Annotated in this window: 22 protein-coding genes; 13 read left to right on the forward strand and 9 right to left on the reverse strand. The window is 28.7% G+C overall.

What is annotated here, in order from left to right; all coding sequences use genetic code 11:
• Positions 1-21 precede the first annotated feature (21 nt).
• The 3 genes from OW763_RS09365 to OW763_RS09375 all read left to right on the forward strand — a co-directional run bounded on the left by OW763_RS09365 (position 22) and on the right by OW763_RS09375 (position 4,981).
• Positions 22-1,281, forward strand: coding sequence for a helix-turn-helix domain-containing protein (locus tag OW763_RS09365; protein ID WP_268040850.1), 1,260 nt, complete (start codon positions 22-24; stop codon positions 1,279-1,281).
• Positions 1,282-1,450: 169 nt separating this feature from the next.
• Complete coding sequence (clpB, locus tag OW763_RS09370) at positions 1,451-4,054, forward strand: ATP-dependent chaperone ClpB (RefSeq protein WP_268040851.1); 2,604 nt, start codon at positions 1,451-1,453, stop codon at positions 4,052-4,054.
• A 117-nt stretch (positions 4,055-4,171) separates the two neighbouring features.
• Positions 4,172-4,981 (forward strand): polysaccharide deacetylase family protein, encoded by an 810-nt coding sequence (locus OW763_RS09375; protein ID WP_268040852.1) that lies wholly within the window; start codon positions 4,172-4,174, stop codon positions 4,979-4,981.
• A 65-nt stretch (positions 4,982-5,046) separates the two neighbouring features.
• Here OW763_RS09375 and OW763_RS09380 read toward each other — a convergent pair whose 3' ends face one another.
• The 3 genes from OW763_RS09380 to OW763_RS09390 all read right to left on the reverse strand — a co-directional run bounded on the left by OW763_RS09380 (position 5,047) and on the right by OW763_RS09390 (position 8,617).
• Positions 5,047-5,787 carry a type 1 glutamine amidotransferase gene (locus OW763_RS09380; protein ID WP_268040853.1) on the reverse strand — a complete coding sequence of 247 codons (741 nt, stop codon included), beginning with the start codon at positions 5,785-5,787 and terminating at the stop codon, positions 5,047-5,049.
• Between the two features lie 13 nt (positions 5,788-5,800).
• On the reverse strand, positions 5,801-7,105 hold the full coding sequence (locus OW763_RS09385; protein ID WP_268040854.1) for a MurT ligase domain-containing protein: 1,305 nt from the start codon (positions 7,103-7,105) through the stop codon (positions 5,801-5,803).
• 315 nt (positions 7,106-7,420) lie between these two features.
• Positions 7,421-8,617 (reverse strand): CapA family protein, encoded by a 1,197-nt coding sequence (locus OW763_RS09390; RefSeq protein WP_268040856.1) that lies wholly within the window; start codon positions 8,615-8,617, stop codon positions 7,421-7,423.
• Positions 8,618-8,808: 191 nt separating this feature from the next.
• Between OW763_RS09390 and OW763_RS09395 the strand changes: the two genes are divergently transcribed.
• On the forward strand, positions 8,809-10,494 hold the full coding sequence (locus OW763_RS09395) for a tetratricopeptide repeat protein (protein ID WP_268040858.1): 1,686 nt from the start codon (positions 8,809-8,811) through the stop codon (positions 10,492-10,494).
• A gap of 23 nt (positions 10,495-10,517) precedes the next feature.
• On the opposite strand, the gene OW763_RS09400 is transcribed toward OW763_RS09395, so the two are convergent.
• Entirely contained in the window at positions 10,518-11,369 is an 852-nt protein-coding gene (locus tag OW763_RS09400) for a YitT family protein (protein ID WP_268040859.1), read from the reverse strand.
• 1,092 nt (positions 11,370-12,461) lie between these two features.
• Between OW763_RS09400 and rsxC the strand changes: the two genes are divergently transcribed.
• The 6 genes from rsxC to OW763_RS09430 are packed head-to-tail and all read left to right on the forward strand — an operon-like array spanning position 12,462 to position 17,391.
• A complete protein-coding gene (rsxC, locus tag OW763_RS09405; RefSeq protein ID WP_268040860.1) occupies positions 12,462-13,781 on the forward strand; it encodes an electron transport complex subunit RsxC in 1,320 nt (439 codons plus the stop codon).
• Between the two features lie 17 nt (positions 13,782-13,798).
• A complete protein-coding gene (locus OW763_RS09410; RefSeq protein ID WP_268040861.1) occupies positions 13,799-14,761 on the forward strand; it encodes an RnfABCDGE type electron transport complex subunit D in 963 nt (320 codons plus the stop codon).
• Positions 14,754-15,341, forward strand: a complete 588-nt coding sequence (locus tag OW763_RS09415; protein ID WP_268040862.1) for an RnfABCDGE type electron transport complex subunit G — start codon at positions 14,754-14,756, stop codon at positions 15,339-15,341. The genes OW763_RS09410 and OW763_RS09415 overlap by 8 nt, the downstream gene beginning before the upstream one ends.
• On the forward strand, positions 15,341-15,946 hold the full coding sequence (gene rsxE / locus OW763_RS09420; RefSeq protein ID WP_268040863.1) for an electron transport complex subunit RsxE: 606 nt from the start codon (positions 15,341-15,343) through the stop codon (positions 15,944-15,946). The genes OW763_RS09415 and rsxE overlap by 1 nt, the downstream gene beginning before the upstream one ends.
• A gap of 29 nt (positions 15,947-15,975) precedes the next feature.
• Positions 15,976-16,554, forward strand: a complete 579-nt coding sequence (gene rsxA / locus OW763_RS09425) for an electron transport complex subunit RsxA (RefSeq protein ID WP_268040864.1) — start codon at positions 15,976-15,978, stop codon at positions 16,552-16,554.
• Between the two features lie 12 nt (positions 16,555-16,566).
• Positions 16,567-17,391 carry an RnfABCDGE type electron transport complex subunit B gene (locus OW763_RS09430; protein WP_268040865.1) on the forward strand — a complete coding sequence of 275 codons (825 nt, stop codon included), beginning with the start codon at positions 16,567-16,569 and terminating at the stop codon, positions 17,389-17,391.
• A gap of 44 nt (positions 17,392-17,435) precedes the next feature.
• Here OW763_RS09430 and OW763_RS09435 read toward each other — a convergent pair whose 3' ends face one another.
• Entirely contained in the window at positions 17,436-17,756 is a 321-nt protein-coding gene (locus OW763_RS09435) for a hypothetical protein (RefSeq protein ID WP_268040866.1), read from the reverse strand.
• A gap of 178 nt (positions 17,757-17,934) precedes the next feature.
• Between OW763_RS09435 and OW763_RS09440 the strand changes: the two genes are divergently transcribed.
• Complete coding sequence (locus OW763_RS09440) at positions 17,935-18,396, forward strand: spore coat protein (protein WP_268040867.1); 462 nt, start codon at positions 17,935-17,937, stop codon at positions 18,394-18,396.
• A gap of 295 nt (positions 18,397-18,691) precedes the next feature.
• Here the strand turns inward: OW763_RS09440 and OW763_RS09445 are convergent, their stop codons facing one another.
• Together OW763_RS09445 and OW763_RS09450 are read right to left on the reverse strand one after the other, a co-directional pair.
• The gene (locus tag OW763_RS09445) at positions 18,692-19,261 is read right to left on the reverse strand and encodes a non-canonical purine NTP pyrophosphatase (protein ID WP_268040868.1); all 570 of its coding nucleotides are present in this window, start codon (positions 19,259-19,261) and stop codon (positions 18,692-18,694) included.
• 138 nt (positions 19,262-19,399) lie between these two features.
• Complete coding sequence (locus OW763_RS09450; protein ID WP_268040869.1) at positions 19,400-19,765, reverse strand: winged helix-turn-helix transcriptional regulator; 366 nt, start codon at positions 19,763-19,765, stop codon at positions 19,400-19,402.
• Between the two features lie 257 nt (positions 19,766-20,022).
• Between OW763_RS09450 and OW763_RS09455 the strand changes: the two genes are divergently transcribed.
• On the forward strand, positions 20,023-21,189 hold the full coding sequence (locus OW763_RS09455) for an iron-containing alcohol dehydrogenase (RefSeq protein WP_268040870.1): 1,167 nt from the start codon (positions 20,023-20,025) through the stop codon (positions 21,187-21,189).
• Between the two features lie 63 nt (positions 21,190-21,252).
• On the opposite strand, the gene OW763_RS09460 is transcribed toward OW763_RS09455, so the two are convergent.
• Positions 21,253-21,390: a zf-HC2 domain-containing protein gene (locus OW763_RS09460; RefSeq protein WP_268040871.1), complete on the reverse strand. Its 138-nt coding sequence runs from the start codon at positions 21,388-21,390 to the stop codon at positions 21,253-21,255.
• Between the two features lie 167 nt (positions 21,391-21,557).
• Between OW763_RS09460 and OW763_RS09465 the strand changes: the two genes are divergently transcribed.
• Positions 21,558-23,612: a thioredoxin domain-containing protein gene (locus tag OW763_RS09465; RefSeq protein WP_268040872.1), complete on the forward strand. Its 2,055-nt coding sequence runs from the start codon at positions 21,558-21,560 to the stop codon at positions 23,610-23,612.
• Between the two features lie 155 nt (positions 23,613-23,767).
• On the opposite strand, the gene larAH10 is transcribed toward OW763_RS09465, so the two are convergent.
• Positions 23,768-25,039, reverse strand: coding sequence for an NPN-dependent 2-hydroxyacid racemase, LarAH10 family (gene larAH10 / locus OW763_RS09470; RefSeq protein WP_268040873.1), 1,272 nt, complete (start codon positions 25,037-25,039; stop codon positions 23,768-23,770).
• Between the last annotated feature and the right edge of the window lie 299 nt (positions 25,040-25,338).

Genomic DNA, 25,338 nt, shown 5'->3' on the forward strand with positions numbered 1-25,338 from the left:
GATACTGGATAGGTGATATATATGGAAGTTTTATCAGTAGGGGAAAAAATAAAAAGAGCTAGGATATATAAAGGGTTTACTTTAAAAGAGGTATGTAATGGTGAAATTTCTGTTTCAAAGCTTAGCTGTATAGAAAACGGGAAAATAGATCCAGAAGATTGGGTATTGGAATTTATAGCTTCAAAATTGGAATTAGATATTAATTATTTAAAAAAAGATGTTAAAGAACAAATTGATACTAATATAAAAAAGCTATTAGATGATAATGAAATAGAAGATTATAAAGAAAAACTTCAATATAATTTAGAATTATCAAGCCGTTATGGTTATTATGATCTGGCTTTTGATATTATGCACTTAATAATTGAATATTTATTAAAAAATGATCAATTAAGTGGTATACAAGAAAGATTGGGAAAATATTTTGATTTATGTAATAGTGGTTCATCTAAAGATAAAAGAATTATATATTTTATGGATGTAGCAAAGTTTTTGTATAAAAACAATGAATATTCTCAAGCTGCTAATTATTTTAGAAATATAAGAAAAAAAGTTATAGGTGAAAAAAAGAAAAAATGTATTATTCTCTCAGAAGCTATATGTTTGGAAGCTCAGTGTTACTTAATGACACATAATTATAATAAGGCATATAAATTGGCTATAACATTAGATGAGTTACTTCAATGCGTAGAAAGTAATTTTAAAAAAGCAGAAATGTACCATGTAATGGCGATGGTTTACTTAAGAGCAGATGAAGAGAAATTTAAAGAATATGAACAACTGTCATATAGTATGTATGATGATAATTTAAAGCGTGAGGCAGAAGCATTATCTGAATGTGGCTCTGTTATGTTTGAGGTAGGCTTGAGTGAAGGTGCTGTAGAACGTGTAAAAAAAGCATTAAAAATTTATCCTAAAGCAGATAAAGAAAAATTTGTTGATTTTATACTTAAATGTATAAAAACGCTTATAGATTATAATGCTATTGATGTTGCTAAAGAATTGTCTGAAGATGCGCTAGATCATGCAATAACGTTAGATAATATTAAGTTTATTGAAAAAGCTTATTATTTAAAATCTAAGATATTACAAATAGAAAAAAATTATATTTCATCAGAAATGTATATGAATTTATCTTTAGATTCACTTGTGAAATTTGGAACTAAAAAAGAAATCTATAATAGATATATGGAAATGGGAGAGATGTACAATAACATGGGTTCAATCAGAGAAGCTTTAAGATATTTTTCTTTAGCTATATCTCTTCACAAAAAGTTATAAAAGTAAAAAAGCCGAAAGGCTTTTTATTTTTATTAAAAATTAACAACTAAGAGTGAATGGAATTTTTAATTATGTAATTTCTTCGTATAGTTATTTGTAGTATAAAGAGTTATAATATTACAAGTGATACAAAATAATAACAATTTTGTAATAAGAAAGGATGACGGTTATGAATATTGAAAAAATGACTGTAAAGGTTCAAAAGTCATTAGATGATGCTCAAGCTATGGCTATAAAATATAATCATCAACAGATAGATACCATACATTGGTTTATGGCGTTGATATCACAAGAAGACGGCTTGATTCCTAATATTTTTAGCAGAATGGGCGTTAATATAAATAATCTTATACAAACAACACATAATGAGCTTGATAGAATGCCTAAAGTTTTAGGAAAAGGAGCTCAAAATGCGAGTATGCATATAACGAGAAGAATTGAAGAAGTGTTTATAAAATCAGAAAAATATGCTGATAACTTTAAAGATTCTTATGTAAGTGTAGAACATATAATGCTGAGCATTATGGATATTAATCAAAATCATGAGGTCGGTAAAATATTAAAAAAATTTAATATTACCAAGGAAGCTTTTTTGAAAATTTTATCTTTAGCTAGAGGAAATCAAAGAGTTGAAACACAGGACCCTGAAGGTACGTATGATGCTTTGAAAAAATATGGTAGAAATTTGGTTGAAGAAGCAAAAAAACATAAGTTAGACCCTGTTATAGGAAGAGATGAAGAAATTAGAAGAATAGTTAGAATTTTATCAAGAAGAACTAAAAATAATCCAGTATTGATAGGAGAGCCTGGAGTAGGGAAAACTGCAATAGTTGAAGGCCTTGCAGGCAGAATAGTTAGAGGGGATATACCAGAAGGACTTAAAAATAAAATAATTTTTTCTTTGGATATGGGTGCATTAATTGCAGGTGCTAAATTTAGAGGAGAATTTGAAGAAAGATTAAAGGCTGTTTTAAAAGAAGTTCAAAGTAGTGAAGGTAAAATTATATTATTTATAGATGAAATTCATACTATTGTTGGAGCAGGTAAGACAGAAGGTGCTATGGATGCGGGTAACCTTATAAAACCAATGTTGGCAAGGGGAGAACTCCATTGTATAGGTGCCACAACCTTTGACGAATATAGAAAATATATAGAAAAAGATAAAGCTCTTGAAAGAAGATTTCAACCTGTTATAGTAAATGAACCTACTGTTGTAGATAGCATTTCAATTCTTAGAGGATTAAAAGAAAGATTTGAAATACATCATGGAGTTAGAATACATGATTCGGCTATTATTGCAGCAGCTAAATTATCAGATAGGTATATTACAGACAGATTTTTACCTGATAAGGCTATAGATTTGATAGACGAAGCAGGAGCTATGATAAGAACTGAAATAGATAGTCTTCCAGAAGAACTTGATGAAGTAAGACGTAGAGTTTTTCAGATTGAAATTGAAAAAGAAGTATTATCTAAGGAAAAAGATAATGCTTCCATTGAAAGATTTAAATCTTTAGAAAAACAATTGAGTGAATTAAAAGAAAAAGATAAAGAAATGACAGCTAAGTATGAGAAGGAAAAAGGATATATTACAGGAGTTCGTGATTTAAAAGAAAAATTAGATCAAGCTAGAGGACGATTAGAACAATTTGAAAGGGAATACGATTTAAATAAAGTTGCAGAACTAAAGTATGGAATTATTCCAGATTTAGAAAAAAAGATAAAGGAAAAGGAAGAGGTACTTAAGGAACATGGAGAACGAGCTTTTTTAAAGGAAGAGGTTACTGAAGTTGAAATTTCTCAAATTATTTCAAAATGGACTGGAATACCTGTAATGAGGATTGTAGAAGGAGAACGTAAAAAGCTTTTGAAGTTAGAAGATGAGCTACAAAAAAGAGTTATAGGACAAAAAGAAGCTATTACATCTGTTGCTAATGCTGTTTTAAGAGCAAGAGCTGGATTGAAAGATATAAATAGACCTATAGGTTCATTTATATTCTTAGGACCTACTGGGGTTGGAAAAACAGAACTTGCTAAAACTCTTGCTAGAACTTTATTTGATAGTGAGGAAAATATAATAAGAATAGATATGTCTGAATATATGGAGAAATACTCTGTATCTAAACTTATTGGAGCGCCTCCAGGATATGTTGGCTATGAAGAAGGTGGGCAATTAACAGAAGCAATCAGAAGACGGCCTTATAGTGTAGTGTTGTTTGATGAAATTGAAAAAGCACATGATGATGTTTTTAATATTTTTCTTCAAATATTTGATGATGGTAGACTTACCGATAATAAAGGAAAAACAATAGATTTTAAAAATTGTATAATCATTATGACTTCTAACATTGGAAGTGATTATCTTTTAGAAAATGCTGATTTAACTAATGTTGATGAAGATGTGCGTAAAAAAGTTATGAATGCAATGAAGAGGCGATTTAAACCAGAATTTTTAAATAGACTAGATGATGTTATAATGTTTAAACCTCTTACTATGGAAGAAATAGAGCAAATAATTGATATATTTGTTGATGAAATAAAAAATAGGTTAAAAGAAAAGAATATTGAACTTGAGATATCAAAAGAAGCGAAAAAATTAATGGCACAAGAAGGATATGATCCTATTTATGGAGCAAGACCGTTAAAAAGATATATAGCAAGAACTTTGGAGACTCAAATAGCAAAAATGATTATAAAGGGTGAAGTTTACGATGGCTCTAAAATAAAAATTATAAAACAAAACGAAGAATTACAATTAAATATTGAAAATTAATTTTGTTGTAGTTGTATTGGTAATAATTTAATTATATTGATTAAATTACATTGAGTTATTTAAATAAAAAAAGTATATCCTAAATAATAGATGGAATGTTTTAAAGGAGGTACTATAGTGAAAAAATATAAAAAGATATTATTTTTTTTAAGCGTTATAACTATTATAAATATTATTTTTTTTAATGTGAAAAATGTTTTAGCTATGCCTGTATTTATAGATGAGAATAAAGAAGTGAAAACACTTCATACTCCTCCAACATATCCTAAAGAAGTTTATTTAACATTTGATGATGGTCCTTCAATTAATAATACAAAGAAAATAGTTAATATATTAAATGAAAATGGAGTAAAAGCTACGTTTTTTATAATAGGGACATTAGCAGAGGAAAATTCACAGGTGTTTGAAAAATTAAAAAAAAGTAATATGTGTATAGCTTGCCATACATATTCTCATGACTATAAAACAATATATAAAAATCCCGAAAGCTATATAGAGGATTTACAAAAATGTAATAAGCTGATTCAAAATGCTACAAGTAAAAAAGCGGTTCCATATATAAGAATTCCAGGTGGGGCATATAATAAAGTTTCTAGTCAGTATACTATGGAAAAAATAAGAGACACATTAAGACGAAAAAATATAAATTATGTAGGATGGAATGTTTGTGCTAATGATGCTTTAGGAAAGAATGTTCCTGCATACAAAATTAAAAATAACGTTATGGACCAAACTAAAAAAATAAGTAAAAATACAGATATAATAGTTCTGTTAATGCATGATTCATATTATAAAAAGACAACAGTAGATGCACTACCAGATATAATAAAATTTTATAAAGAAGAAGGCTATTTGTTTAAAACTTTTGATGAAATTAGTCCATGTGAATATCAAGAGCTTGTTAAACAGAAAATTATTAATAAATGATATATTTGTAGATGAGGAATTTTAAAAATTAAAATTCCTCATAGTTGACAGAGGACGATGTACGATTATGAAAATTGTTTTGCAGCATTTTTTTCCCGAGTAATGATAAATTCTTTTGCCTTAATTTCAAATGTATCATCTATAGGAGGAAGTATGAACTTCCCATATTTGTTTTTAAGAGCATAATTTAATAGTCTATCTGCAAGTTCAGGATTTTTTGATAGTAAAGAACCATGAAAATAAGTACAAAATGTATTTTTATATATACATCCTTCATGTCCATCTTCACCATTGTTTCCATACCCAGTAATAACTCTTCCAAGAGGTTTTAATGAGCCTATATATGTTTTGCCAGAATGATTTTCAAATCCAACGTAAGTTTCATTGAAGTCTTTATTGTAAATTATAGTATTACCTATAAATCTTTTTTCACTTGATTTTGTATATATATCAAGAATATTTAGTCCTTCGAGTTCTTTACCTTCAGGTGTTACATAATATTTTCCAAGCAGCTGATATCCACCACAGATGGATAAGAATACTTTATTGCTTTCTATATATTTAACTATTTCATCTTTTTTGTGTTTTTTAAGGTCATCAGATACAATAGATTGTTCATAGTCCTGTCCTCCTCCAAAAAACACTATGTCATATTTAGAAGAATCAAATTTATCGTTTATTGATAAGTTAAGTATGTTGGTTTTAATTCCACGTTTTTCAGCTCTATACTTTAGAATTAATATGTTACCAATATCACCATAAACATTTAATAAGTCTGGATACATGTGACATATGTTAAGTTCCAAAAAATCACCCCCATCACCATAGTTTTCTTATATATCCTTTATTATTTAAAAATTTTCTAAAACCAGTCATAGCAGTATAAGTTGCTAATAAATATATAGTTGAATTATTACAAGTTTGAATATTGGTTAAAAGTGAATCGTAATTATCACATATAGAGAAAATTTTCTGCTCAAATCCAGCTACTTTAAGGCGTATACCCATATCATACATACGTATTCCGGATACTAGAATATCATTTATTTTAGGATTTTTTAGGTTTTCAAAATCAACATCCCAAATCCATGAAATATCTTTACCATCAGCATAATTATCATTTAAAAGTAAGGCTAGACTTATGTCTCTTTTATCCAAGCTTATGGAATTTAAAGCTTCATCGAATCCAGCTGGATTTTTAACTAATATTATCTTTATATTTTTATCTTTTATTTTTACTACTTCTTGACGACCAAAGCTTGAGTGTAGGCTTCTAAAGGAGTATTGGATTACAGAATCCTTAATTCCTAGAGTTTTGGATACACTAAAAGCACATAGTGCATTATATATATTGTATGTACCAAATTGGTTTATTAAATATTCTTTATTGTTGATATTAAACACAGATCCAATAGAAGATAAAGAAATTATTTTATCAACATAATAATTTAGTGAAGGTCTTTTGTAACCACAATTTTCACAATAAAAATCTCCTAAATGGTTATATGTGATAAAATTATATTTGTATTCATGTTTGCAAAATTTACAGAATTTAGCGTCTGCGTTTATAGGAAGCTCTTTATTCTCTACTATTGGAGTACTAAAACCATAATATAAAGTTTTATTTGGAAGATTTAAGTTACCAAAAAGTGATTCATCACCATTTAGAATTAAAGTAGAATCAGGAACGCCTTTTATACCTTCTAAAATTTTATTTAAAGTTGAATAGACTTCTCCGTATCTATCTAGTTGATCTCTAAAAATATTTGTAATTGTGATTATTTTAGGGTTAATATGTTGTGTAATATATTTTACATTAGCTTCATCAACCTCTATTACTGCGTACTTATTATTCCGTTTGTCAAAAAAAATGTAATTTTTTATAAAGCAAGTTATTATTCCAGTAAATAAATTTGCGCCAGTATCGTTTGTAATAACAAATTCACCGTTGTTTTTTATTGTTGTGTATATCATATTAGTGGTTGTAGTTTTACCGTTTGTTCCTGTAATTAATATAACGGTATAATTATGAGCGACTTTCTTTAAAATATTTTTATCAAATTTTAAAGCTATTTTACCCGGGAAATTTGTACCGCCTTTATAGAGAATTTTGGACAGATACATAATACATTTTGAAACAGTTATTGCTAAAAATGATTTAATATTTATGTTAAAGCACCTCCATCCTATAAATATATTATTTTCTAAAATATATAAGTTTATACAATAGTTAATAATAAAATTTTATCATGTATTTAGTTAAATGGAAATATTTTACTTTTAGTCGTTTTTATATATAATTTTTGATTTTTCCTTATAATTAAAGAACAAAAAACAAAAAAGCCGTAAACTCTTATTTAAAAATATAAGAATTTTGGCTTTTTAACTCTTGATATGACGTTAAGTTTTTTAATAAAAATTATTTTTCTAGCATATACTTTAATTTAAAGTTACAGTATGGAAGTTTCCATCAATTTTGAAATCTAAATTTATTGAAAGTTCATTAAGTTTTTTTATAAGAGCTTTATATTTATCACCAGTTAATGGTGTAGGACAATAGTCGTTCATATAATTTACTGATGAAATGCTGCATGGTATTATTTTAACTTCATAAGAAGTTAAAGTGTTATTGGTACATTTGAATTTTGTTTGTACAATCATAGTGTTTTTATCGCTAGGATTTCTATTCCCTCCAAAGCAGAAATTTCCAAGACTATAGCATATGATCTTATTTTTATATTTTTCTATTCCTTGAACAACGTGAGGATGATGACCAATTATTAAATCAGCTCCATTATCTATTGAAAAGTGAGCTATGTTTTTCTGGGTGCTGTTGGGTGAATAATGAGATTCTTGTCCCCAGTGAAGAGTAACTATAACAATATAATTTTGATTTTTTAATGATTTAATATCATTTTGTAATTTATTTTGAAAATCTTTGCTGTTATGAAATCCTCTATATCCTAAAAATGCTAGTTTTATTCCATTAATTTCTGTTGTCCAAATGTCTCCTTCACCAAAGTAATTTACTTTTTCAGATACTAAAGCAGCTTTAGTATCTTTATAGCCTTTTTCCAAGTAATCATATATATGATTATTTGATAAATTAACGCCTTCAATGCTGCCACTAGTTAGTATTTTGGCATAATCACTAGGTCCTTTAAAGGTAAAACTTTTACTTGCCTTCTTAGTTGCACTTGTAAAAGTACCTTCTAAGTTTGCTATTGTTAAATCGTCAGTGCTAAATATATCATATACATTTTTGAAAAAATAAGAGTAATCTTTATTATTCTTTTTAAAAATATATGGTAATGAATTTTCATAAGCGTACTTGTCATCACGACCCAAAGTACAATCTCCAGCAAATGTTAATAATACTTCGGATTTAGTTTCTTTTACTGGTTCAGGTTTTATTTCTGGTTCTGTAACTTCTTTTTTTATTTCTTTATTTTTAGGTGATTCTACCTTTAGATTATTTTCTTGATTTTCAGTTGGGTTATGTAAGGTATTTTTTGATGAAATTTTATATGCACTAATGCCTATAATAATTAAGATAAATATTAAAATTATTATTTTAATATAAAATTTTCTTTTTTTGTGTTTTTTTAACATCCTTTTTTTTCGATTATTTCGCATTCTTTTACCTCCCCTAAGTATAAAGATATTTTATAATACTCATAAGAAAAGTGCAACGCACTTTTCAGTTGATAGATGATAGAGGACAATTGACAAACAATAATATTGTTTTGCAATATTATTATTAAGTGGCTTTTTTTTATTAATTTTGTTAAAATTATATTTATAGTGCTGATGAGAGGAGAAAATTTATGGATTTTAAAATGGAAAACATCAATAAAAAAACGGTTGGTGTTATTGCAGCAATATTATTAGGGATAATTGTTGTATTTTTTGTAACTAATAAAAGTAGAATTGTTAGTGAAAATAGCAAATCATATAAAAAAGGTGCTGAGTACTTTTACCAAGGAGATTATGATAAGGCTATAAAAGAGTATGAAAAAATAAAAACTGATGAGCTTAAAGATAATAACAAGACATTAGCATGGAAGAATATAAAGATTGCAGAAATGTATTCTGTTAAAGGTGATATTGATAATTTTAATAAGTACATACAGTTAGCAAAGAATACTGCTAATAAAGATGGTGAAATTTTAAATTACATAATATTCTCTGAATTTATAAATGGAAATATAGACAAAGCTTTGCAGGAGGGACAATTATACTTAAAAGATAATTATGAAAATAAAAATTTAATAAAAACGATGATTGCTGTATATATGGCTAATGATAAAAAAGATGAAGCTGAAAAACTAATAAGAAATTATAAAATAGATGAAACATCAGCATATGAGACTGCTGAGTATGCTAGATTGCTTATGCTAATAGGAGATATGGATGAAGGGTTTGCTAAACTAAAGACAGCTTGGGAAATCGATAAAGATGAATATAAAATTTATGATGTTCTTGCTCAAGAGGTAGTTTATAACAAGGATAACATTATAGAAAGCATAAAAAAATTGCAAGAGCAAAATCCACAAGAAGCTTCATATAAGATGTGGCTTGCTAAGATATATTCTTTAAATTTGAAAACGTGTGAGGAAGCACAAAAGCTGGTAAAAGAGGTTGAACAAAAGGATGTTGGAAAGATAGAAATAAAATTAATAAAAGCTGCTGTGCTTCAGAATCTTGATAATAATGATGAAGCAGATAAATTAATTAATGAAGTCATAAATGACAATAAGGATGATTATAGAGTGATGCATACTGCCGGGTGGCATTATTTAAAAGAAAATGAATTAGATAAAGCAGTAGAGTATTGTAATAAATCTATTGAAAAAAACAAGGATTATCCTGATAATTATGCATTCCTTATGCCAGAGATATTAAAAAGAAAAGATCAAACACATGCTGCAGAAGCTTATTTTAGAACAGGAATGTTAAAAGAACCCTATAATTATAACATTCTAGGTAATGCGGCTAGTTATTATTGGTATGGAACCTATAGTTCAGAGAAGGCTTTAGAATATTTCAAGTTAGTAAGTAGTATAAAACCTTCTATACCTGAAATCAAATATAATATTGCTTTAATATATTTTAATGAAGAAAAAAATGAAGAAACAGTAGAGATGTTAAAACAATGTATAAATCTTAAAGAAGATTCTATTAAATATCACAGGACTTTAGGAACTGTGTATCTTATGATGGGAAAATCGGATGAAGGAATAGAGGAAATAAGGAGGGCATATAAACAAAATCAATTTGATATTTTAACTCTAAATAATGCTGGATGTTATTATATAATGTATACAAACGATTTTCATAGAGGATATTATAATTTAAAAAAAGCTGTTGATGGGATATCAGAAGATACTAATGAATATACTAAGAAAGTAATTAAGGATAATTTTAATAAAGTAAAAAATATAATCGAAAAAATTGAAAAGGGAAAGGCAAATGAATCAATAAAAATACCAGATTTTAGACTGCTATATTAAAAAAAAGTGCTTTGCACTTTTTTTTAGATTGAATAGGATTTTTGTTTGAAATTTCCTTGTATGTCATTTACCGATGAAATTGTTAAGAAAGAAGTAGGTTCAATGGTATTAACAATTGATTTTAATTCATTAAGTTGGATTTTTTGAATAACAACGTATAAAAACTTTTTATTAGTATGTGAATAGCAGCCCTCGGCATTTAAACGGGTTACCCCTCTGCCGAGTTTATACTTAATTTGCTCGGTAATTAAATCTGAATTTTCACAGATAATGATGCATTGCTTTGATGATGCTATATATTCTTGAAAAGTATCTATAGTTTTAGATCTAATAAAACTCATAATAATTGCATACATTACTGAACGAGGTCCTAATGACATTGCTATGAAAATATATACAAATACATCTTGTATCAGAAGTATTTTAGCTAGTTGAAGAGAAGGAAACTTATTTTTTATAATTTTTCCTGATATATCAAATCCACCTGTTGAGGCACCGGACATAAAAAGCAATGCCATTGCAATTCCGGAAACCACACCACAAAATATTGTAGAGGTAAGCATATCACCTAAAGGTTTGAAGTAAAAATGTAATTTAAGAAAATCTATTAGTAAAGAAGAAGTAATTACGATTATACCGCTTTTAATAGCAAAGTTTTTACCAAGAATATTATAACCAAATATAAAAAGAGGAATATTCAAAATTATAGTTGTTAATCCAATTGGAAAATTAAAGAGATGATTTAATGCAATACAAACGCCAGTTATGCCACCTGTACCTATTTTGTTAGGTACCAATAGTACAGAAACGTATAGTGAAAATAAGACACAACCTATCGATAAAAATACTAGTTCTTTAAATAATTTCTTTTTCATAATATTTCTCCCATTACATCCTAAAAATTTGATTTAATAGTAGCATAAAATATAGTATTGCTCAAAGTGGGTTTTTCAACATTTATAGATGTTTTAAGCCTTCAATGGTGAACTATAATATTTAGTGTGACTATAGGACAGATTAATATAAAATGCTTAAAAATAATATGTCCTTGAAATTTATATTTTAAATATAGTCAAAAGTTATAAAAACTCATTTTTACTTAATTGATGAGGATATAAAAATTGTGTAATTAAAAATTTTAAATACAAAATGCAAGTTTTATTGCAAACAACTTCTTAAAAAATATATTATATTGCATTTTAAGCTTATTATTATTTTTAAAAGATGAACTTTCGAAATGATGGATAATTAAACTTGCATGTAAAGTTAATTAATTTGAGGTATATGGTTCTTTATAGAAATATATATTGAGTATTATTACAATATTTTAGTTGAATTATTAAGTGAAATCCAGATGGTTTTGAAGCTTTTATTAAAAAAAAATTCTTTTTTTTCGTAAAAAATCATAAAATTTTTAATTTGAGGATAACTTTAATTAGAAAAATATTGTTTTGGATATTCTTATGATAGGTATGACGATTGAAAAGTCAGACTTATTTTAATATTTCGCAAATTAGCTATTATAACATATAATATGGTATTCTATAATAGATTTAATGTTTAAAAATACAAAGTTTAGTGTACATTATATAAAGCATACAAAAATTTCACCAAATATGTATTAATAATGTTAAAAGACAAATGTTTTGATAGTATATTTAATGTAGAAAAAATATTTGTTGAAATTTTTATGTGAGTTATAACTAATTTTATATAAAAATGTATATTATATTGTTATATTAACAAATGCAATATAATATGTTATTATATAAGATGAAATAAAAAATTGAGCAGTATAGCATAAGTAGAAAATTGTAAAAACAATGGTTCGTTTTATGCTTATCTATATTTGCCAAAAATATCTTATTATGTATATAAATTTATAGCGAATATAATTGCTTATAAATTATATTTTTGCGTGCTATTATTATGCTGCGTATATTTAAACAAAGAAGAGGAGGATTCATATGGAAGTTTTAACTTTTAAAAGAGGCATACATCCACCTCATGGCAAACATCTCACTGAGAAAAAGGCTATTGAGGATTTGCAGCCAAAAGAAATTTTAGTGTTTCCTATGTCCCAACATATAGGGGCACCTGCTGAATGCCTTGTGAAAAAGGGAGATAAAGTGCTAGTTGGACAAAAAATAGGTCAAGCTAGTGGATTTATATCTGCCAATATTCACAGTAGTGTTTCAGGTACTGTTAAAGATGTTAAACCAGTTTTAACAGCTGGTGGAACAAAATCTCTTTCAGTAATTGTTGAAAACGATGGGCAATATGAAGAAGTAGAATTCACTAAGCCAAAAGACTATCACGACATGTCAAAAGAAGAAATTGCTACAATTATTAAAGAAGCAGGGGTAGTTGGTATGGGAGGAGCTTGTTTCCCAACAAACGTAAAGTTAATACCACCACCAGACAAAAAAATTGATTATATAATAATCAATGCAGCTGAATGTGAGCCATATTTAACTTGTGACCACAGACTAATGTTAGAAGAAGCAAATAAAGTTGTTGAAGGATTAAAAGTAGTGCTTCACATGCATCCACAAGCAAAAGCATATATAGGAATAGAAGATAATAAAAAAGATGCTATAGATGTAATGGCAAAAGCAGTTAAAGATATTCCTAATGCAGAAGTGAAAGCTTTACAAACTAAATATCCTCAGGGAGCTGAAAAACAATTAATTTATGCAACAACTAAGAGAGAAGTTCCATCAGGAAAGCTTCCAGCTGATGCAGGATGTATAGTTCAAAACGTTACTACACTTCATGAAATTTATCAAGCTGTAGTACTTGGAAGACCTTCAACTACTAGAATTGTTACTATAACTGGTGAAGCAGTTAAAGAACCAAAAAATTTAAGAGTAAGAAATGGTATGTCATTTAAAGAATTGATAGAAGCTTGTGATGGATTTAAAGAAGATCCAATCAAAGTAATATCAGGTGGTCCAATGATGGGAATGACTATATCCTCATTAGATGTACCAGTTATTAAGGGATCATCAGGAATTCTTTGTTTAACATCAAAACAAGCTGTATTACCAGAAGAATCAAGCTGTATTAGATGTGGAAAATGTGTTCAAGCATGCCCTATGTTCTTAATACCATCAGCACTTGATTCACTTGGTAGAAGAAAAGAACTTGACGGTTTTGAAGAAAGTAATGGTTTAGATTGTATAGAATGTGGATCTTGTACATTTGTATGCCCAGCAAAACGTCATTTACTTCAATCTATACGTACAGCAAAAAGAACCGTTTTAGCAAATAAAAGAAAAAAATAAGTAAGGAGTGAACTATAATGGCTGAGACAATGTTTACAGTGTCTTCATCTCCTCATATTCGCGCAAACAATACTGTGCAAACAATTATGAGAGATGTTATTATTGCATTACTTCCAGCTACAATAGCAGGAATATATTTCTTTAAATTACAAGCATTAGCAGTAATAATAACAGCAGTTGTGTCTTGTATTCTTTCAGAATGGATATGGTGTAAAGCAACTAATAGCACAAATACTGCAAATGATTTAAGTGCAGTTGTAACAGGACTTTTACTTGCATTTAACGTTCCACCATCATTACCACTATGGATGGTAGTTATTGGTTCAGTATTTACAATCATAGTTGTTAAATGTTTATTTGGTGGAATTGGACAAAATATAGTTAACCCAGCACTTGCTGGACGTGCATTTTTACTTGCGTCTTATCCAGTTGCTATGACAGCTTGGACAAATCCCGTAGATGGAGCAACAGGAGCAACACCACTTGCAATATTAAAGGGAGTAGAAGCTGGTGGAGCACAATTACCTAGCTTAGGACAAGCTTTTATTGGACAAGTAGGAGGATGTATAGGAGAAACTTCTGCGTTAGCATTGCTTATAGGATTTGCTTATCTATTATATAGAAGAGTAATAACTTGGCATATACCTGTATGTTATCTTGGAACTATATTAGTACTAGGAACTATATTTGGAAGAGGCAACTTAGGCGGAATGGCTGGACTTTATGAAATCATGGTTGGTGGTGTAATGCTAGGTGGTATCTTTATGGCTACTGATTATACAACATCACCAATGACTAAAAAAGGACAAATCATATTTGCTGTTATAGCAGGTGCATTAGCTATAATTATCCGTAAATGGGGTGGATACCCAGAAGGATGTTCTTATTCAATTTTAATAATGAACTTATTCGTACCTCTAATAGATAAATACGTAAAACCAAGAGTATTTGGAACTTGGGGGGTGAAAAAAAATGGATAAGGGTACAAAGGAAATTATAAGTTTAGGGCTTACACTATTATTAATTACAGCTATTGCTGGAATTATATTAGGAGGAGCACATAAAATTACTGCAGAACCAATTGCAATTCAGCAGAAGAAAGAAAACGATGCAGCGATGCAGGAAGTTTTACCAAAAGCTGAAAGTTTTGAAGAACAAGACAAAAAGCAATTACCAAAAGATGGTATTATCTTAAGCGTTAACCAAGGAATAGCAGGAAGCGATGTAGCTGGATATGCTATTAAGGTTGCACCAAAAGGTTATGCTGGATTAATAGAAATGATGGTTGGTATTTCATCAGAAGGTAAAATTGAAGGTATAAAGATACTTGCCCATGGAGAAACTCCTGGTCTTGGAGCTAAAGCACCAGAAAAAGAGTTCTCAGGTCAATATGCAGGAAAATCAATTGAAAAAAATCTTGTTGTAGTTAAAACAGCACCAGCGAATGATAATGAAATAAAAGCAATTACTGGAGCTACTATTACATCAAGTGCTGTAACTCGTGGAGTTAATTCAGCAATAGAATTTTATAATGAAAAATTGAAGGGAGGACAAAAATAATGAGTGTTGCTATAGAAAGATTAAAAAATGGTATATTTAAAGAAAATGTAACATTTGTACAAGTTTTAGCAATGTGTCCTACCTTAGCAGTAACATCAAGTGCTATAAATGGATTAGGTATGGGACTTTCTTCTACAGTAGTTCTTATAGGAGCCAACTTTGTTGTATCCTTACTTAGAAAAGTTATACCAGATAAAATTCGTATACCAGCATTTATAGTTATTATTGCATCATTTGTTACGTTGCTTCAATTTATATTAGCAGGTTTTGTACCAGCATTGAATAAGTCACTAGGTATATTTATACCACTTATTGTTGTTAACTGTATGATACTTGGACGTGCAGAAGCATTTGCTTCAAAAAATGGTCCAATCTCTTCTATATTTGATGCAGTTGGTCAAGGATTAGGATTTACATTATCATTAACAGTTATAGGTTTAGTTAGAGAATTATTAGGAAGTGGTAAAATATTTGGAAATCAAATTATACCAAGCACTTTCCCAGCATTGATATTTGTACTTGCACCAGGAGCATTTATAACTCTTGGAATTATGATGGGAATTATTAACCATAGAAAGCTAAAAAGCTCTAAAAAATCAAACTAACAATGCTTAAAAGAAAGGTTGGGTGAAGAATGAAGAGTATATTTATTATGGTTGTTTCTGCTTTACTAGTAAACAACATGATATTATCTAGATTCCTTGGTATTTGTCCTTTCTTTGGAGTTTCAAAGAAAATAGAGACTGCAAAGGGAATGGGTGCAGCAGTTACTTTTGTTATGGCGTTAGCATCAGTTATGTCATACTTAGTTTATAAATTTATACTTATACCTCTTGGTATAGGATATTTATATACGATAGCTTTTATATTAGTTATTGCGTCATTAGTTCAATTCGTTGAAATAGTTATGAAGAAGACTATGCCAGAACTTTATAAGGCGTTAGGAGTTTTCTTACCATTAATAACAACTAACTGTGCTATATTAGGTGCGGTTATCATTAATACAAATGAAAACTATAATTTAATAGAGTCATTAATATTCGGTATAGCTTCAGGACTTGGATTTATGCTTGCAATAGTGTTACTTGCAGGAATAAGAGAAAGAATGGAAGCAAACGATAAGATGCCAGAAGCATTTAAGGGAGTACCAATTGCATTAATCACAGCTGGATTAATGGCTATAGCATTCCTTGGATTCTCTGGATTAGTGTAAGGAGGGGAAAGCATGAATGAAATATTATTTCCTATACTTGCCTTAGGTGGACTAGGATTATTATTTGGTTTAGTTTTAGGATATTCATCAAAAAAATTTGCTGTAGAAGTTGACCCAAAAATGCCTCTTGTTAGAGATGCTCTTCCAGGCGCAAACTGTGGTGGATGTGGATATGCAGGATGTGATGCTTATGCAGAAGCAGTTGTAAAGGGAGAAGCTGCACCTAATTGTTGTCCAATAGGTGGAGCGGCAGCTGCTGAAAAGATAGGTGGAATAATGGGATTAGAAGTAGGAGCTGCAGAACCTAATGTAGCTTATGTTAAATGTCAAGGTACTTGCAATAATGCAAAAGACAAGGCTGTGTACAATGGTATAACAGATTGTCAACAAGCAATGAATGTTCCAGGAGCGGGTGGAAAAGCTTGTTCATTTGGATGCTTAGGATATGGAAGCTGTGTAGATGCATGTAAGTTTGATGCTATAACTATAGAAGATGGCATAGCTAAAGTAAACAAAGAAAACTGTGTTGGATGTGGAGCTTGTGTACAAGCGTGTCCTAAGAATGTTATAGAATTAGTACCAGAATCACAATTAGTATTTATATCATGTAATTCACATGATAGAGGGTTAGACGTTAAAAATATCTGTTCAACTGGTTGTATTGGATGTGGACTTTGTGCAAAAGCTTGTCCAAAAGATGCTATTAAGATGGAAAATAATCTACCAGTTATAGATTATAGTTTATGTGTAAATTGTGGACTTTGTGAGAAAAAATGTCCAGTTAATGCTATACTTAACTTCCGTCAAAAACCACAACCAAAAGCAAAAGAAAACTAATAAGTTAATAGTAAAAAGTGTGCATTTATTAAATGCACACTTTTTTATATTTTAGTATTATATATACAAAATTTTTTAAAATTATCATGAATAACATTAGAACCTCTAGAAATTAATATTCCTGTTATAATTTCACCCACATAATTTATAGTACTGGTTAATCCACACATATCAGGAAAATCTAAGTTATAGAAAATACAAAAGATTAGTCCGATTAGTATACTCACAACTCTAGAAAAAACATCCTTATATTTTGGATCTTTCCTTTTAAAATACCTATTAAATATTATTTTTATGAAATCAACTAGAACATCTACTATTGTGGCGCTTACAAATAATTCAAATATAGCTGGGCTAATATTCAAATATAATAGCCTCCTAAAAAATAATATTGGATAATATATATTATGATGAGCTAAAGTATTGTGAACCTGATTAATAAATTTATTTAAGATGACAAAATTTTATTTAGTATATCATAAATTAAATGAAAATACATAATATTGTGTGTTTTGATAAAACTATCTTATGAGGTGAAATATTATGCAAATACAACTTAGTCAAAAAGAAAAAATGTTTTTAGAGGATGGAAAAATTCAAGAGGAAATTTGTATTCAAAAATATCAAAATTATGCAAGCCAGGCTCAAGATGAGGAGTTAAAACAACTTTTTAATAAACTTGCTGGAGAAGAACAACAGCACTATGATACTATTAATCAAATGCTTCAAGGACAACAACCAAATTTAAGTCATGGTCAACAATCCCAACAAGCTTCAATTCAAAATAATTTTCAAGGAACTATGAATAATCAAAGTGATAAAGTTCTTTGTACCGATTTATTATCTACAGAAAAGTATGTTGCGGGTACATATGGAATTGATGTTTTTGAATCTGCTAATCCCGCAGTTAGGCAGGCTATGCAGCATATTCAACAAGATGAACAAAGACATGGTGAAGAACTTTTTAATTATATGAATAGTCACGGAATGTATAATGTAAAATAAAACGTAAGGTAAAAAAGTAAATTAAGATAAGTTCAATATTTTTTAAACTTATTAATGAAGTTAAAATAGATTGATAGAATAATTCCCTATCAATAGGGGGTTCACAACTGGTTACCTTGTCAACTTGTCATTGATGACAGTTTGGAAAGGTAGCCAGTTATAGAACCAGTTAAATGAAGGTTTGAATCTTTATATTAAAAGAGAGCAATCCCATACTACAAAAATGAATAGTCCAATTTTCCTATTATTTTCTTTAATAATAATTTCATTCATTGTGAACGTGTGCTTAATATTATCAGCTATTATTTTTATACCAATTTCCAAATTTCATTATATATGATTCATTTTTAATTCTATCAAGTTCATTAAAATCTTCTTCATTGAATTCTGCTAAGGTTTTATTAAAAGTTTCAGGAATAAATATGTACCATAAATCAGACCATTTGTCCTTGGTATCTTTTCCTCTAATACCTTCTGAAATTATTCCAGGTGATTTACTTTCAAAATAAGTAATGTTAGTTCCATCAAAATATGCTAAACAAGATTTAAATTCACAATATCTATTCTTTACATCAATCATTAATTTTAATATTCCTTCAACGCCAATAGTATCAAGTGTATGATTTACATACGCTTTAGGAAAACCATTTAATTCTTCTATAAAAAAGCCTGAATCTAGTGCCATACAGGGCTTATTTACTATTTTGAATGCTTGCAAAACTTTTTTTCTAGCAATTTCTTTTATATCATCACTTCTAGGTTCAATCAATTCAGCATTATACGGAATAACTTTTATATCTTTTAAATATCTTTGGGCAGAAGCAATTTTACCTTTATTTGTTGTAACAAAAACAACCTCTTTCATATTTAAGAACATTCCTTTCAATTATGTGTTTATTACAGTATACTTAAAATTTTTTTAGAAATCAAAATCTGAATAATTCTTTATTCATTTTCTTTTAAATTAGATATACATTATCCAAAATTCAAAACAACATTTTAATTAACTATTGTGTAGTTTTTTTTTATAATTATCCACATGGATTTTTCCCCATTTATCCATTTCATCTAATATAGGTATTAGTCTTTTACCTTCTTCAGATAAAGAATATTCTACTATTGGAGGAATTTGATTATAAATTTTTCTTTTTATTAATCCGTTTTCTTCTAAATTTCTCAATTGCTGTGTTAGCATTTTCTGAGTAATAGCAGGAATTATTCTTCTAAACTCATTAAATCTTATGACTTCATAATTACCTAAATTCCATAATATAAGACCTTTCCATTTTCCACTTATTAATTCTAAAGTTATCTCTATTTCACATCTATAATTACTACAACTTATTTTATTAGTTCTATCCTTAGGCATATCTTTATGTTCACCATCCTCTTTTAAAATTTTCTATAGTAAGTATTATGACTATATATAAACCAGTATTTTTACTACTAAATATTTTAAGGATTTTCCTTTTTGTAACTACCTTACGAAAAAGTGCCTTCTTCACAGATGTTTATTACGTTTATATAATAAGTTATGTGATGAAACACAAGTAAAAAATATATTAAAAAAAGATAAATTCAAAAAATAACAAAATTAATTATATCATAAAAATAGGAGGAAGTAACATGTCAAGATTTACAATACCAAGGGATGTTTATTTTGGAGAAGGAGCCATTCAGGAATTAAAAAATCTAAAAGGTAAAAGAGCTATTATAGTAATTGGTGGTGGCTCAATAAAGAGAAGTGGAGCATTAGATAAAATAGAAGCAAATTTAAAACAAGCTGGAATGGAAACTAAGGTTATTGAGGGAGTAGAATCAGATCCATCAGTTGATACAGTAATGAATGGTGTAAAAGTAATGCAAGAATTTCAACCAGATTGGATAATTGGAGTAGGTGGAGGATCACCTATTGATGCAGCAAAGGCTATGTGGATATTCTATGAATACCCAGAGTTTACATTTGAAGAAGCTGCAAAACCATTTTCACTACCACAGTTAAGAACAAAAGCAAAATTTGCAGCAATATCAACAACTAGTGGAACGGGTACAGAAGTTACATCTTTCTCAGTTATAACAGATAATAAAACTGGAATAAAATATCCAATAGCTGATTACAACATAACACCAGATATAGCAATAGTAGATACTGATTTAGCACAAACAATGTCACCAAAACTTGTTGCACATACAGGAATGGATGCATTAACACATGCTTTTGAAGCATACGTTTCAACAGTAAGAACAGTATTCACAGATGCACTAGCAATGAAATCTATTGAAATGATGAAACACAACCTAGTAAAATCATTTAATGGAGATAAAGAAGCAAGAAGTGAAATGCACTTAGCTCAATGTCTTGCAGGAATGTCATTTTCAAATGCAATTTTAGGAATAGTGCATAGTATGGCACATAAAACTGGGAAAATATTTAATATTCCTCATGGATGTGCAAATGCAATATACTTACCCTATGTAATTGAATTCAACAAAAAAACTGCGGGTAAAGCTTATGCTGATATAGCAAGAAGATTAGGTCTAGCAGGAAACAGTGAAGATGAATTAGTAAATTCATTAGTAGAAATGGTAAGAGATTTTAATAAGAATATGAATATACCATCTACATTAAAAGAGTTTGGGATAAGTGAGCAAGATTTCAAAGATAAGCTTGAAGATATTGCTTTAAATGCAGTAACAGATCCATGTACAGGTACAAATCCAAGACAAATATCAGTAGAAGAAATGAAAAAGTTATTTGAATGCACTTATTATGGTGAGAAAGTTGGTTTTTAATAATAGATTAATAACATTTAAGAAATATATCAAAGATTGAGGAAGTAAATTTATTTACTTCCTTTATTTTTTAAAATCTCTTTGACAGCTGATGCATCCAGCAAGATGCTCCTCAACTATTTTCCTGCTTTGACTACTGCATACCTCGTCATAATATAATGGTAACAAATCTTTGATAATATCACACCAAATATTACTCATCTTCCTTTTCCTCCTTCAGCATATCTTTTATTTTCAGTTCCGCATGGTAAAATGTGACTCGTGCCCAATTCTACGTTTTCCCAAAAAGCTGACTTATTTGTACAATGAATAGTCCAACTCTCACAGTGTTAAACTATTACAAAAACAACAAGAAGGAAGTTGATAAAATGTCTACAGTTATGGTGCAAAAAACTAATAGATTAATAGATGAAAAATCCCCTTATTTATTGCAGCATGCACACAATCCTGTCGATTGGTATTCTTGGTGTGAGGAAGCTTTTGAAAAGGCAAAGGCTGAAGATAAACCTATATTTTTAAGTATAGGATACTCAACTTGTCATTGGTGTCATGTAATGGAAAAAGAATCTTTTGAGGATGAGGAAGTAGCAAAAATACTTAATGATAACTTTATTTCAGTTAAGGTAGATAGAGAGGAAAGACCAGATGTTGATAGTGTTTATATGAGTGTTTGTCAAGCTATAAATGGTAATGGTGGATGGCCTTTAACTATAATTATGACACCAGATAAGAAACCCTTTTTTGCTGGTACATATTTCCCTAAATATAGTAGATATGGTATGGTAGGAGTTATTGAAATATTAAGCAGTATAAGTGAAGCATGGAAAAGTAGAAAAGAAGAAATTTTAGAAAGTAGTAATGTAATTGTTGATCACATAAATGAGTTTAAAGAAGACCAAACTGAAGAATATATTGGAGAAGATACTATAGATAAAGCTTTTGAAGAATTTGATAGTTCTTTTCAATCTGATTATGGGGGATTTAATCCTGCACCTAAATTTCCAACACCACAAAACTTATATTTTTTATTAAGGTATTATAAAGAGAAAAAATCAAAGAGAGCTTTGGAGATGGTAACTAAAACTTTAGAATCAATGTATAAAGGTGGGATTTTCGATCATATAGGTTTTGGCTTTTCTAGGTATTCTACAGATTCAAGGTGGTTAGTACCGCATTTTGAAAAAATGTTATATGATAATGCATTACTGGCTATTGCATATACAGAAGGATATTTGGTTACGGGTAAAAAGTTGTACAAAGAAGTAGCAGAAAAAATATTTGCTTATGTTATTAGAGATATGACAGATAAAGAAGGGGGCTTTTATTGTGCTGAAGACGCAGATTCTGAAGGGGCAGAAGGAAAATTTTATTTATGGGATTATGATGAAGTATATAATGTGCTAGGAAATACTGATGCTGAAATATTTTGTAAGTATTATGATATAAGCAAAAATGGAAATTTTGAAGGAAAGAATATACCTAATTTAATAGATAAAGATATATCAGAAATAGAAAATGATAAAGAGTTAAAAGATAGATTAAAATCTATGAAGGAAAAACTTTTTGTTTACAGAGAAAAAAGAATACATCCTCATAAGGACGATAAAATCTTAACTTCGTGGAATGCTCTTATGATTGTAGCTCTTTCCTATGGCGGTAGAATATTTGATAATTCTATTTATATAGAAGCTGCTAAACGAAGTGTAGAATTTATATTTAAAAACTTAGTAAGAGATGATGGAAGGGTGTTAGCAAGATATAGAGAAGGAGAGGCAGCACATCTTGGATATTTAGATGATTATGCATTTTTGATTTGGGGATTAATAGAATTATATGAAGCAACTTTTGACGCTGAATATTTACAAAAAGCTATTGAGCTAAATAAAAATATGATAAATTATTTTTGGGACAATAACCAAGGAGGATTTTTTTTATACGGAAATGATAGTGAAGAACTAATAGTAAGACCCAAAGAAGTGTATGATGGAGCTATTCCTTCTGGGAATTCTGTAGCTGCTTTAAATATGCTAAAACTTTCTAGAATTACAGGCAATATGGATTTAGAAGAAAAATTAAATACAATATTTAATGTATTTGGTAGTAGAGTAAGAAGTATTCCAAATGCTCATGCCTATTTTATGATTGCAGTTATGTTTAAAAATATAAGTACAAAAGAAATTGTTATAGCTGGAAATAAAAAAGATAAAGATGTTAAAAGAATATTGAATGAGATAAATAAATCATTTATGCCATTTTCCACAGTAGTTTTAAATGATGGAAATGATAAATTATATGAAATTCTACCTATTATAAAATCAAAAAAAACAATTGATAATAAATCTACTGTATATCTTTGTGAAAACTTTGCATGTAAAGAACCTATTACTGATATTGATAAAGCCATTAATGAAATTACTACGTAATTCAAGAAAAATTGGAGTTAGAACGACTTCTGAGATACATGAAGAAATTGCATCACTTAGATATTTAAGGGGAGATTTTGATCATCTTGAAAGAAGTTAAAAGAAAAGGCTGTTTATATATTTAAATATATAAACAGCTTTTATAGAAAATAAATTTATTTTTTATAAAGGGGTATAGTATTGCCTCCATAAGGCATAACGATTACTTTTTTATCTTTATCGTGTATACCAGCTAAAGATAAAGCTTCATCTATATTATTAGTAGATTTTATTCCCATTGGTTTAACTAGTTCGGGTTTTATAGACGAAACTAAAATAATATTAAGTTTTTTAGCAATTTCTACAGCAGCATAAAAGATATAACCTGCTATTGTAAAATTACTTTTTAATTCTTCATATAACTTATTTTCTTTTAGTGGATTAATCCAGTTGAAAAATGTATCAGCTCCAGCACCATCTCTACATTCAGCAAATAAAAGTATTGTTCCACCTGGTTTTACAGCTAATGCTGCATTGAATAAAGATTTAGTAGATTGGTATAGTGAAATATCTTTAGGATATCCTCCACAGCTTGTTATTACAAGATCTGCTTTTTCATTAATTGGGACTCCAAATATTTCATTGGCCCAATTGCACCCTTGTTCCCAGGCAGATAACCAATTTCCAACTGCTAATTTTAAGATATTGCCTTTGGTATCTACAATGCTATTTATTAAAAAATCTGGGTTAATCATTTGCGCAGCTTCTATCATATCTAAATTTATAGGGTTTTCCTTTGTAACACCAACTCCAATTAAAGGATTTGATCTATCATTTTTAGGATCTAGAGCATGAAGATGATTTTGGAAGATGGTTTTTTTGCTAACTACACCTGGAAGTATAGATTTTCTACCGCCACCAAAGCCAGCCATAAGATGATGAACAATTCCACCTGTCAATATAACCTTTCTATCTAGTAATAATTTATTTATTGATACCTCAGTATTTCTTGAAGTTTTACCAAGTACAATTGTGCTAGTATTACTGCTATGCTCTACTATTTCTAATCTTTCAAACAAATCTTTACTTACTATCTTAATTAATTCTTCATCGGTTTGTGTACGATGTGTTCCATTAGCTATTAAAATTGTGATGTTTTTATCGCTTATTCCTATGTTATTTAATCTTTTTACTACTATAGGTAAGAACTTAATTGTTTGTAACCATAATCGTGTAATATCGCTGACAACTATAACTATTTTGTCGTTTTTCATAAATATTTCATTAAAAGGTTTAGAGTCAATAGGATTGTCTAAAAGGTTATTAAGTTCTTTTTCTAAATTACTGATGGGAGAGACTTGTTTTGAATGAAGCTCTTGAAGTACGTTTTTTTCAGATAAATTTATTTCGAAAGTTTTTTCACCATATTTGAGATAGTGTTTTTTCATTGATATAACCCCCTTGTAGTTGTATATTAATAATTTGATGTGTATAGTGCCCCATGTTATAAAAAAAATTCGTCCAAGAAAGGATGAATTTTAATTCGCTATACCATCTTTTATATTAAAAAATAAAAAAGATACCTTTAAAATTTTATTATTATAAAATATTTTTAAATAAGTATATAGGTAAAAATAGAGTAAGTCAAATATAAAAAGTTTTTCTATACTGTTAAAAAAATAAAATAATTACAGTATTCTTAAAATATCAATAATTTTAAAGGTTTTAAATCGAGTTTTAATTTTAA

The sequence above is a fragment of the Clostridium aestuarii genome (assembly GCF_026735135.1).
Taxonomy (GTDB): Bacteria; Bacillota; Clostridia; order Clostridiales; family Clostridiaceae; genus Clostridium_H; species Clostridium_H aestuarii.